General features: G+C 60.3%; 13 protein-coding genes. 2 read left to right on the top strand and 11 right to left on the bottom strand.

Annotated features, from left to right (window positions below; translation table 11 throughout):
• The coding region (locus K0F86_RS19690) for an MmcQ/YjbR family DNA-binding protein (protein ID WP_219135944.1) at positions 1-292 on the top strand (292 nt) is incomplete at its 5' end.
• Here K0F86_RS19690 and K0F86_RS19685 read toward each other — a convergent pair.
• From K0F86_RS19685 to K0F86_RS19650, 8 genes are all read right to left on the bottom strand, one after another.
• Positions 289-1221 carry a CysB family HTH-type transcriptional regulator gene (locus tag K0F86_RS19685; RefSeq protein WP_219135943.1) on the bottom strand — a complete coding sequence of 311 codons (933 nt, stop codon included), beginning with the start codon at positions 1219-1221 and terminating at the stop codon, positions 289-291. The two genes, K0F86_RS19690 and K0F86_RS19685, sit on opposite strands and share 4 nt — an antisense overlap.
• Before the next feature lie 13 nt (positions 1222-1234).
• Positions 1235-2305: a sulfate/molybdate ABC transporter ATP-binding protein gene (locus K0F86_RS19680; RefSeq protein WP_096237561.1), complete on the bottom strand. Its 1071-nt coding sequence runs from the start codon at positions 2303-2305 to the stop codon at positions 1235-1237.
• A gap of 1 nt (position 2306) precedes the next feature.
• Positions 2307-3233: a sulfate ABC transporter permease subunit CysW gene (cysW, locus tag K0F86_RS19675; RefSeq protein WP_257572251.1), complete on the bottom strand. Its 927-nt coding sequence runs from the start codon at positions 3231-3233 to the stop codon at positions 2307-2309.
• Positions 3230-4039: a sulfate ABC transporter permease subunit CysT gene (cysT, locus tag K0F86_RS19670; protein ID WP_099408869.1), complete on the bottom strand. Its 810-nt coding sequence runs from the start codon at positions 4037-4039 to the stop codon at positions 3230-3232. The genes cysW and cysT overlap by 4 nt, the downstream gene beginning before the upstream one ends.
• Before the next feature lie 318 nt (positions 4040-4357).
• Positions 4358-4996, bottom strand: coding sequence for a peroxiredoxin (locus tag K0F86_RS19665; RefSeq protein WP_219135941.1), 639 nt, complete (start codon positions 4994-4996; stop codon positions 4358-4360).
• A gap of 42 nt (positions 4997-5038) precedes the next feature.
• The gene (locus K0F86_RS19660; RefSeq protein ID WP_219135940.1) at positions 5039-5605 is read right to left on the bottom strand and encodes an alpha/beta hydrolase; all 567 of its coding nucleotides are present in this window, start codon (positions 5603-5605) and stop codon (positions 5039-5041) included.
• 53 nt (positions 5606-5658) lie between these two features.
• Positions 5659-6663: a sulfate ABC transporter substrate-binding protein gene (locus K0F86_RS19655; RefSeq protein WP_219135939.1), complete on the bottom strand. Its 1005-nt coding sequence runs from the start codon at positions 6661-6663 to the stop codon at positions 5659-5661.
• Positions 6664-6793: 130 nt separating this feature from the next.
• A complete protein-coding gene (locus K0F86_RS19650) occupies positions 6794-7177 on the bottom strand; it encodes a diacylglycerol kinase (protein ID WP_257572250.1) in 384 nt (127 codons plus the stop codon).
• Between the two features lie 153 nt (positions 7178-7330).
• Between K0F86_RS19650 and K0F86_RS19645 the strand changes: the two genes are divergently transcribed.
• Positions 7331-8110 carry an IclR family transcriptional regulator gene (locus K0F86_RS19645; protein WP_096237566.1) on the top strand — a complete coding sequence of 260 codons (780 nt, stop codon included), beginning with the start codon at positions 7331-7333 and terminating at the stop codon, positions 8108-8110.
• Positions 8111-8143: 33 nt separating this feature from the next.
• Here the strand turns inward: K0F86_RS19645 and pbpG are convergent, their stop codons facing one another.
• The 3 genes from pbpG to K0F86_RS19630 all read right to left on the bottom strand — a co-directional run bounded on the left by pbpG (position 8144) and on the right by K0F86_RS19630 (position 11055).
• Positions 8144-9217 (bottom strand): D-alanyl-D-alanine endopeptidase, encoded by a 1074-nt coding sequence (gene pbpG, locus K0F86_RS19640; protein WP_219135938.1) that lies wholly within the window; start codon positions 9215-9217, stop codon positions 8144-8146.
• Positions 9218-9393: 176 nt separating this feature from the next.
• Entirely contained in the window at positions 9394-10113 is a 720-nt protein-coding gene (locus tag K0F86_RS19635; protein ID WP_219135937.1) for a nitroreductase, read from the bottom strand.
• Positions 10114-10128: 15 nt separating this feature from the next.
• Entirely contained in the window at positions 10129-11055 is a 927-nt protein-coding gene (locus K0F86_RS19630) for a DMT family transporter (RefSeq protein WP_374197307.1), read from the bottom strand.
• Positions 11056-11261 lie beyond the last annotated feature (206 nt).

Here is an 11261-nt window from a genome sequence, read left to right as displayed (position 1 = left end):
CCGTGCGCCGTCGAACATCCTCGTGTATGCAGTGGCGGGGAAAAAATTTGCGTATTTCAAGACCAGCATGCCGGAACAATGGCGCTTCAGCCTGCGTGTCAGCGCGGAGCGCTTTGTCGAGCTGACGGACATGCCGGGCGTGAAACCGGCCCGCTACATGGGCCGCTTTCACTGGGTCAGCATCGTCGATGTGACACGCTTCCCGGCCGATTACCTGGCGGAACTGGTGCAGGATAGCCACGCGCGCGCCGTGGCCAGCCTGACGCGCGCGCAAAGAGCGGCCATCGCCTAGAGCGCTTCCTCGCCCGCCATGGCGCGGTCGATGTCTGCGCGCGTCAGATCCGGCGCCAGTTGCAGGATGAACTCGTAGGCGTAGGCGCGCAGGTAGGCGCCGCGGCGCACGGCCAGGCGCGTCGTGTTGGTGGCGAACAGATGCGACGCTTCTACCGCCCTTAGTCCCTTGTCGCGGCCATGGTCGAAGGCCATCGAGGCCACGATGCCCACGCCCAGGCCCAGCGCCACATATTGTTTGATGACGTCGGAATCCATGGCCGTCAGGATGATATCGGTGGCCACGCCCGCCTTGGCGAACGCATCGTCGATATGGCCCCGTCCCGTGAAACCCTTGTCGTAGGTAATCAACGGGTATTTCGCCAGGTCTTCCAGGCGGATGGGCGAATGTTCGAGCAACGGATGGCCGTCCGGCACGACGATCAGATGGCTCCAGCGGTAGCACGGGAACGACACCAGGTCGGGGAACTGGCTCAGGCCTTCCGTAGCGATGCCGATATCGGTCTTGCCTGACAGTACCCATTCCGCGATATGCTCGGGCGCGCTTTGTTGTAGCGCAATACGCACGTCGGGATAGGCGGCGCGGAAGCCCTGCACCACTTTCGGCAGCGCATAGCGCGCCTGCGTGTGCGTGGCCGCCACCGACAGGGTGCCGCTGGTCTGGCCGCTGTATTCGAGGCTGGCCTGCTGCAGGTTTTCCGCCTCGATCAAGAGGCGGTCGACGATTTTCAAAATGCCCTTGCCCGGCTCCGTCAAGCCCGTCAAGCGCTTGCCGTTGCGCTCGAAGATGACCACGCCCAGCTCGTCCTCGAGTTCGCGGATTTGCCGGCTCACGCCCGGCTGCGACGTGAACAGGGCGTTGGCCACTTCCGTCAGGTTATAGCCGCGGCGGGCCGCTTCGCGGATCGAACGCAGTTGTTGAAAGTTCATATATTTTCAGCCTTTAGGTTCTTGTTGGTTCAACGAACACATGGAGGCGTTTCGGGCGGACAACTAACGTCTCGCCCTCCTTCAGTTGCAGATGCGTAAACCGCTCGTTCGACATCACCGCTTCGATCAGTTCGCTGTTATCGATGCGCTGCAAGTCCAGCTGGGCCAGCGGGCCGATGGCATGCGCGCGGCTCAGTTTCACGACGATGCCTTCGGCGCCCTGCGTGTAGCGGTCGATTTCCAGGTCGTGCGGACGCACATAGGCCGTGCCCTTGCTGTCGCTCACGCCCGCATAGTCGGGCACTTCGAAGCTGGCGTCACCGGTCGCCATCACGCCGTCATGCACGCGGCCGTGGAACAGATTGACGTTACCCAGGAAGCCATACACGAAGGGCGAGGCCGGATGGTTGTAGACTTGTTCCGGGGAACCGAGTTGCTCGACGGTGCCCTTGTTCATCAGCACCACCTGGTCCGCCACTTCCAGCGCCTCTTCCTGGTCATGCGTGACAAAAATGCTGGTGACGTGCAAATCGTCATGCAGGCGGCGCAGCCAGCGGCGTAATTCCTTGCGCACCTTGGCATCGAGCGCGCCGAACGGTTCGTCGAGCAGCAGCACGCGCGGCTCCACAGCCAGCGCGCGCGCCAGGGCGATGCGCTGGCGTTGTCCGCCCGACAGCTGCGGCGGATAGCGGTCGGCCAGCCAGTCCAGCTGCACCAGCTCCAGCAAATCTTTCACTTTACGGCGGATCTGGTCTTCCGACGGGCGCTCGCTGCGCGATTTCACGCGCAAGCCAAAGGCCACGTTTTCAAACACGGTCATGTGCTTGAACAGCGCGTAATGCTGGAACACGAAACCGACTTGGCGCTCGCGCACGTGGCGGTTCGACGCGTCTTCCGCATCGAGCAGCACCTGGCCGCTGTCCGGATGTTCCAGGCCGGCAATGATGCGCAGCAAGGTGGTCTTGCCGCAACCCGACGGGCCCAGCAGGGCCGTCAATTCGCCGGCGGGAAAGTCCAGCGAGATATTGTCGAGGGCGACGAAATCGCCGAAGCGCTTGTGGATGTTTTTAACTGCGATGGTCATATCAGTGCTCCGTGGAACGTAAGGCGGAATCGTCGGCGTCGCTCTCGTTCAAACGCCACTCAATGAAAGCTTTCAAGGCCAGGGTCACCAGGGCCAGCAGGGCCAGCAAGGAGGCGACGGCAAACGCGGCGGCAAAGTTGTACTCGTTGTACAGAATCTCCACCTGCAGCGGCATGGTGTTCGTTTCTCCGCGGATATGGCCGGAGACGACGGACACGGCGCCGAACTCACCCATGGCGCGGGCGTTACACAGGATCACGCCGTACAGCAAGCCCCACTTGATGTTGGGCAAAGTCACGCGGCGGAAAGTATTCCAGCCCGAGGCGCCCAGCACGAGGGCAGCCTCTTCCTCTTCGCTGCCCTGCGACTGCATCAGCGGGATCAGTTCGCGCGCGACGAAGGGGAAGGTAATGAAGATGGTCGCCAGCACGATGCCGGGCACGGCAAACAGGATCTTGATGTCGTGTTCCTGCAGCCACGGACCGAACCAGCCCTGGGCGCCGAACATCAGCACATAGATCAGGCCGGAAATCACGGGCGAGACGGAAAACGGCAAGTCGATCAGGGTCAGCAGGATGCTCTTGCCGCGGAACTCGAACTTGGCGATGCACCACGACGCCGCCACGCCGAACACCAGGTTCAGCGGCACGGCGATGGCCGCCGTGATCAGGGTCAGCTTGATGGCGGAAATCGCGTCCGGATCGATGATGGCGGCAATGTACGCTTCCCAGCCCTTCTTGAACGCTTCGGCAAATACGGCCACCAGGGGCACGATCAGGAACGCCGTCAGGAACAGCAGGGCGATGGTGATCAATACCGTGCGCACCCACAATGGCTCCAGCACGACGGGGCCGACATTCGGTTCGAAACGGCGCGCTTTTGGCAGCGCATCTTCCACATTCGCCACGGCGGTGATATTCGTACTCATGATTTCTTCGCCTTTCCGCGCGTCCATGCTTGCAACAGGTTAATCGTCAACAACAGCAGGAAGGACACCACCAGCATCACCACGGCAATGGCCGTGGCGCCCGCGTAATCGTATTGTTCCAGCTTGGTAATAATGAACAGCGGCGTGATTTCCGACACCATCGGCATGTTGCCGGCGATAAAGATCACGGAACCGTACTCGCCCGTGGCGCGGGCAAAGGCCAGCGCAAAGCCCGTCAGCAAGGATGGTAGAATCGTGGGAAAGATGACGCGGATAAACGTTTGCAAGGAATTGGCGCCCAGGCTGGCGGCCGCTTCTTCCAGTTCCTTTTCCGCGTCTTCCAGCACCGGTTGCACGGTGCGCACGACAAACGGCAAGCCGATGAAGGTCAGCGCCACCACCACACCCAGCGGCGTAAACGCCACCTTGATGCCAAGCACGCCTTCGATGAACTGGCCGAACCAGCCGTTCGACGAATACAGGGCCGTCAGGGTGATGCCGGCCACGGCCGTCGGCAAGGCGAACGGCAAGTCGACCAGCGCGTCGATGATGCGCTTGCCGGGGAATTTATAGCGCACCAGCACCCAGGCCAGGATGCCGCCAAACACCACGTTCAGCAGGGCGGCGATCAGCGAAGCGCCAAACGTCAGCCGGTATGACGCCATCACGCGGTCGGACGTGACGGCGCTGAAGAAGGCATCCCACGTCATGGTGAAGGTTTTCAGGAACACCGACGACAGCGGAATGAGGACGATCAAGGCCAGGTAAAAGAGCGTGAAGCCCAATGACAGCTTAAAACCCGGCATGACCCGAAACGGCGCTCCGCGCGCCTTGATCGGTGCTGCTGATGCTGATGCTGCAGACATAGAAACCCCTTCTTATTACATTTTTGAGTTATAGGGTGCAATATTCACATGCATTCGTTATAAAAAGAACTAACTATTTCTCATTTGCTTAGATGGATTTTGCATACTTGCCGGCAGAATCTATGGGCGAAAAAAAACGCACCGGCGAGGTGCGTTTTTGGGTGCCACTTGAGAAACCCCAACGAAATACCGGGGTCGGACCCTAAGGGTCCGACCCCAGAACTTGCTTCTGGGGTACATCAGCGACTGCCCCCGGAATTACTTGTTCGGCTGCGGCGTCAGACGGAGATATGGCTTGGCAGCCGTAAAGCCCTTCGGATATTTCTGCTTGATCACATCCGGATCTTGCACGGTCAATGGAATGATGACGTCGTCGCCGTCTTGCCAGTTACCGGGCGTGGCCACCGTGTAGCCATCCGTCAGCTGCAGGGCGTCGAGGACGCGCAGGATTTCATTGAAGTTGCGGCCCGTACTGAGCGGATACGTGAGGATCAGCCGTACTTTCTTGTTCGGGTCGATGATGAAGACGGAGCGCACGGTGGCCGTGACGGACTGTTCCGGGTGGATCATGTCGTACAGCACCGATACCTTTTTGTCGACGTCGGCGATGATGGGGAAGCCCACCACCGTGTTTTGCGTCTCTTCGATATCCTTGATCCAGCTCTTGTGCGACTCGGCCGCGTCCACGGACAGGGCGATGGCCTTCACGTTGCGCTTGTCGAATTCCGGCTTGAGCTTGGCCGTCAGGCCCAGTTCCGTCGTGCACACGGGGGTAAAGTCGGCCGGGTGGGAAAACAGCACCACCCAGGAATTGCCGGCCCACTCATGGAACTTGAGCGTACCGATCGAGCTGTCTTGTTCAAAATCAGGGGCGACATCGCCCAGGCGTAAGGTCATCGTGATCTCCTTGATAGGTTGTGTAGCGGGATGTTCGTCGTATCAGGCTGCCTGACGGTGGCGTTTGTCGCTTTGCGCCAGATCAAACAGCGTTTGCAGTTGCGCCTGGCCGTAGACCCAGTCGCCAAGGCGCGACTCGGCGTTGATATGGCCGAGCTCTCCGCCATCGATGTATTTGCAATTCCAGCGCCGCGCCCACTGCGCCGCGTGCTCGGCCGTCATCCACGGGTCCGTCTGGCTGGCGATCAAGATGCCGGGGCAAGGCAGGCGCTTTTGCGGCAAGGCTTGCGCCACGCCGAACTTGTCCGGGTCGGCCGGCCCCACCAGCAGCACGCCGGCCACGCCCTGCGGGTCGCGCGCCAGGCTGTGCGCCGTCGCCAGGCAGCCGAAGCTGTGGGCGACGATCAGGGTCGGGCGCGCATCTTGCCGCCGCACCTGGTCCAGGCGCGCCGACCAAGTGGCCAGCTCGGGTGCGTTCCAGTCATCCTGCTCGACCCGCTCGAATTGCGGATACAGGCGCTGCCAGCGGCTCTGCCAGTGCTCGGGACCGCTGTTATGCAAGCCCGGCACGATCAGTACCCGGTAATCGGAAAAGCTGCGCAGCGCCATGATGTGTCCTTGCGTGATCTATTCCGGCAAGCGTTGCCGCCTGCCGGTGAAGATTACTTCGGCTGATAGATCTGGTCGAAGATGCCGCCGTCGGCAAAGTGCGCCTTCTGGGCCGCCGTCCAGCCACCGGCCACTTGCTCGATGGTGAACAGGTTGACCTTGGCGAACTGCGACGCGTATTTCTTCGCCGCCTTGTCCGTTGCGGGACGGTAGTAATTCTTGGCGATGATGTCTTGCGCTTCGTCCGTGTACAGGTAGTTCAGGTAAGCCTCGGCCACCTTGCGCGTGCCGTGCTTGTCGGCAAACTTGTCGACGACGGCCACGGGCGGCTCGGCCAGGATGCTGACGGACGGCGTGATGATGTCGAACTTGGTCGGGCCCAGTTCCTTGACGGCGAGATAGGCCTCGTTTTCCCAGGCGATCAGCACGTCGCCGATACCCCGTTCGACGAAGGTGGTGGTGGCGCCGCGCGCGCCGGAGTCGAGCACGGGCACGTTTTTATACAGTTTGCCGAGGAAATCCTTGGCCTTCGCTTCGTTGCCGCCCGGCTGGCGCAGCGCGTAGCCCCACGCTGCCAGGTGATTCCAGCGGGCGCCGCCCGAGGTTTTCGGGTTCGGCGTGATGACGGACACGCCCGGCTTGACCAGGTCGTTCCAATCCTTGATGCCTTTCGGGTTGCCCTTGCGCACCAGGAACACGATGGTCGAGGTATACGGCGCGCTATTGTGCGTCAGGCGTTTTTGCCAGTCGGCGGCCAGCAGCTTGTGCTCGGCCAGCGCATCGATGTCGTAGGCCAGGGCCAAGGTCACCACGTCCGCTTCCAGGCCGTCAATGACGGCGCGCGCCTGCTTGCCGGAACCGCCATGCGATTGCTTGATCTTGACGTTGTCGCCCGTCTTGCCTTTCCACTCCTTGGCAAATGCCGTGTTCACATCCTGGTACAGCTCGCGCGTCGGGTCATACGACACGTTGAGCAGGGTGATATCGGCAGCCTGCGCCGTTTGCAGAATGGCAAACGCGCTGATGGCGGCGGCAATGATGATTTTTTTCGACAGCATCTAAGATCCCCGTATGGTTGAACTTTCAGAGCCACCAGATTACGGCGCAACGGCCGCAAAGAGAACGAAGCGTTTCGCCGTTTGATATGCAATTTTCGCATATGGACGACGCGCAACGGGGATTTAGCAGTTAATAAAAACGGTTAAATAATATGACGGCCCAGGTGGCAAAGGCCAGGATGCAGGTCAGCAACACGGCGGCGCTGCCGAAATCCTTGGCGTTTTTCGACAACGGATGAAGTTCCAGCGAGATGCGGTCGACCACGGCTTCCAGCGCGGAATTGATCAATTCGACGATCAAGACCAGCAGCAGCACGCCGATCAGCACCAGTTTTTCAAAGGCGGAGATGCGCAGCAGCAAGGCGATCAGCGTGCCGACGACGAACAAGCCCAGTTCCTGGCGGAACGCATGTTCATGGCGCCAAGCCGCCTTCAAGCCGTCGAGCGAGTAGAAAAAGGCGGAGAAAATCCGTTTCAAGCCGCTCTTGCTCTTGAATTCATTGACAGGTTGCATAGTTTTCCATGGTTTAAAGTCCATCCAGCCGCCAATTATGACGTCCAACATGAGAATTGTGACAATTTATTCGCTGAATATCTCGGAACATTTCACTATTTTTTCACATCATGGTATAAAGATGCATGAATACTGCATCGCACCAAATCCATCATGAAAATTGAACCGGTCGCTGCCCCGAAGACGACGATCCAGGTGATCGAACGCATGGTCGCCCTGCTCGATGCCCTGGCCAAATATTCCGACCCGGTCAGCCTGAAGGAATTGTCGAAAGTTTCCGGCCTGCACCCATCGACGGCGCACCGCATCCTCAACGACATGGTGCTGACGCGCTTTGTCGACCGCATCGAACCTGGCACGTACCGGCTGGGCATGCGCCTGCTGGAACTGGGCAATGTCGTGAAAAGCCGCCTCAGCGTGCGCGAAGCGGCGCTGGACTTCATGCGCCAGCTGCACAAGAAAACCCAGCAAACGATCAACCTGTCCGTGCGCCAGGGCGACGAGATCGTCTACATCGACCGCGCTTTTTCCGAGCGCTCGGGCATGCAGGTGGTGCGCGCCATCGGTGGCCGTGGTCCGCTGCACCTGACTTCGACAGGTAAATTATTCCTCTCCGTCGACGAGCCAAAAGCCATCCGCGCGTACGCCACGCGCACGGGCTTGGCCGGGCACAACAAGAATTCCATCACGGATCTGCAAAAACTGGAACGCGAACTGAGCCTGGTGCGCGAGCGCGGCTATGCGCGCGACAATGAAGAGTTGGAACTGGGCGTGCGCTGCATGGCCGCCGGCATCCGCGACGACTCGGGCAAGCTGATCGCCGGCCTGTCGATCTCGGCGCCAGCCGACCGCCTGCAGGATGAGTGGCTGGGGGATCTGGTGGAAACGGCGAACCAGATTTCCGTCACCCTGGGTTTTATCCCGCAAGACTAAAGATAAAGGGCAGCAACGCTGCCCTTTATCTTCTTAACCGCCAGGCAAACTCATGTTGGCAGGTTTTAAAGCCTCCAGCCACTTGCGCATGCGCCCCGCGTCGGCCGTGCGCGACTGTTTCCCTTTGGAGTCGAGGAAAACCATGATCACGGCCCGTCCTTCGATGACGGCCTGCATCATCAGGCAACGTCCCGCCTCATTAATAAAACCCGTCTTTTGCAAGCCGATTTCCCAGCCCGGATTCGCCACCAGGTGATTCGTATTGCCGAACTGCATGGGCTGGCCGCTGGCTTCGACGATGGCTTTCGGGTCCGTCGAGTATTGGCGCAGCAGCGGATGGCGGAAGGCGGCCATGGCCAGCTTGCCCAGGTCGCGCGCGCTGGCCACGTTCATTTTCGACAAGCCGCTGGAATCGACGTAATGCGTATCCATCATGCCCAGCTGGCGCGCCTTGCTGTTCATGGCGTCGACAAACGCGGGCAAGCCGCCCGGATAATTGCGGCCCAGCGCCGAGGCGGCGCGGTTTTCCGAACTCATCAGGGCGATATGCAGCATATTCGCGCGCGTCAATTGCGAACCCACTTTCAGGCGTGAGCTGCTGAACTTGGCACGATCGACGTCCTCGTCCGTGATGGTCAGCAATTCATCCATGTCCTGGCGCGCTTCGACCACCACCAGGCCCGTCATCATCTTGGTGATGGAGGCGATGGGCAGGGCGACATTCGAATTCTTTTCAAACAGCACTTCCGAATTGGCCTGGTCCAGCACCAGCGCCACGCTCGATTTCAAGTCGAGCGGATCGCGCGTGAGGTTCAGGCCCGCCAGATCGCCCATGGTGGGCATCGGTGCGGCCATGGGCACGGCCACGCTGCTGACTTTTTGATAGATGACCTTGCGTTTGCCGCGCACCATGACGACCCGGCGCACGCTCTTTTCGCGCGGCGCGGCCGTCGTGCCCTTGCGCAGCACGACTTTGACTTTCTTGGTGTTGTGTTTCTTGGAGGCTGAGGATTTGCCGTTCGCTTCTTTGGCGTGCACGGCCGCAGCCGGCGCCAACGCAAACAGCAGGGAAGCCAGGACACCCAGCGCAAGTTTAAACTTAGCCATTCGATAATTCCCCGTGAAGCTGTTGCCTTATTGCAGTGTAGCGAAATGCAGAGTAATCGCAAGCCTATTTAACAGTTGGGACAGTATTTATTGCAGCAACGAAATACAAATCGTTGGCGATCAGCAAACAAACTCATCCTTAATCAACTGATTGCTTGTGCAAAACGCTAGCGTGTCTATTTATCCATGAATTTAACAAAGCCGGCCAGCGGCTCGCGTTCCGTGTTCAGGCGGTTCTCGATCTTGTCCGGGTCGGCATAGCCGAGGGCCATGCCGCACACCACCATTTCGCTGGCCGGCACGCCCAGTTCCTCGCAGATGATGTCATGGTAATGGATGAAGGCCGCTTGCGGGCAGGTATCGAGTCCCCGCGCGCGCGCCGCCAGCATGATGTTTTGCAAGAACATGCCGTAGTCGAGCCAGGAACCCTGTTCCAGCACCCGTTCGATGGTAAAGATCAGGCCCACGGGCGCATCGAAAAACTGGAAATTGCGTCCATGCTGGGCCGCCATGCCGGCCGTGTCGCCCCGCTCCAGGCCCAGCAACTGATACAGGTCCAGGCCGATCTTGCGGCGGCGTTCGATGAACGGCGCCGTCCACTGGCGCGGGTAATAGGTGTAGGACGCCGTGCGGGCGGGGGCGTCCGTCGCCTTCGGTGCGGCATAGACGTCGAGGATGCGGCGCGACAGGCGCAGGCGCGCTTCGCCCGACAGTACATACACTTTCCACGGCTGCATGTTGGCGCCCGAGGGCGCGCGCGCCGCCACTTCCAGGATGCGCGCGATCTCGTCCTGCGCCACCGGCGTGGGCAAAAAAGCACGGATCGAACGGCGCGACAGGATGACGCTATCGATGGCTTGCTGCGCCGACGGTGTTTCAGATGCTTGCTTGCTCACTGCCCTGCTCTCCCGCTATTTCTTGACAACAAACACCACGCCGACCACGGCCACCAGCATGCCGGCGATGCCCAGCATATTAAATGCTTCGCCAAACATCAGCCAGGCCATCACGGCCGTCGTAGGCGGTGTCAGGTACAGCAAGCCCGTCACTTTCGTGGCGTCGCTGCGGCGGATCAGGGCGAACAGCAGGAAAATGGCGCCGATGGACAGCACGAGTACCGACCACAGCAAGGCGCCGATAAAATTCGCCGTCCATTGCACGTTGCTGAAATGCAGGTCCAGTCCCTCGAAATACAGGGCGAATGGCAACACGACCACGATGGAGGCGGCGAACTGCACCACCGTGCCGGTGCGCAAGTCGAATTGCGGACAGTGGCGTTTTTGATACATGGTGCCGGCCGTCATCGACAGCAAGGCAAACACGCACAGCAGCACGCTTTCCACGGTCAGGCCCACGAGATTGATCTTGGCGTACACGACGAGGGCCACGCCCAGCAAGCCAAAGAGCAAGCCCAGCCACTGACGCGGGCGCACGGATTCGCCGATCAGGGGCGCGGCGCAGGCCGTCAGCACGGGCTGCATGCCAACGATCAGCGCGGAGAGGCCGGCCGGCATGCCCAGCTTGATGGCGCACCAGACGCCGGCCAGGTAGCCGGCCTGCATCAAAATGCCGGCCACGGCGATCTGGCGGAACTGCCCCACGGGCCACGGCGCGCGCAGGACCAGCACCAGCGGCAGCAGGATCACCAGCACGCCCAGGAAGCGCAGCAACAAAAAGGTCAGCGGCGGCGCATAGGGCAGGCCGAACTTGGCGACGATAAAACCTGTGCTCCATAACAACACAAAAAAGCCGGGCAAGGCCATCGGCGCCAGGGTCGTCAAGAAAGCGGCTTTGGGGGCTTTGCCGCTGGCGCCAGCCGCGACGGGAAGATTGGACATGGTATCAACTCGGGAAACGGGGTCGGCACCGGGGCGCTGCGCCAGTGCGGGAGGCAAAGTCTAGCATGCTGCGCCGCACCCGTCCTGAAAGGCGGGGAAATAACAGTTTAGGGCTAAACCATTAACACCCAGAAATCAAATATTTCTCTTTAGAAACAATGGTTTTTGATGCAAATCTATTCAATTGTTGCATCGCACAAGAATCG

Origin of the sequence: Janthinobacterium sp. UMAB-60, from assembly GCF_900095235.1 — a bacterium.
Taxonomy (GTDB): Bacteria; Pseudomonadota; Gammaproteobacteria; order Burkholderiales; family Burkholderiaceae_D; genus Janthinobacterium.
The sequence above is the reverse complement of the archived record's forward strand: the minus strand, read 5'-3'. Positions and strand labels throughout refer to the sequence as shown.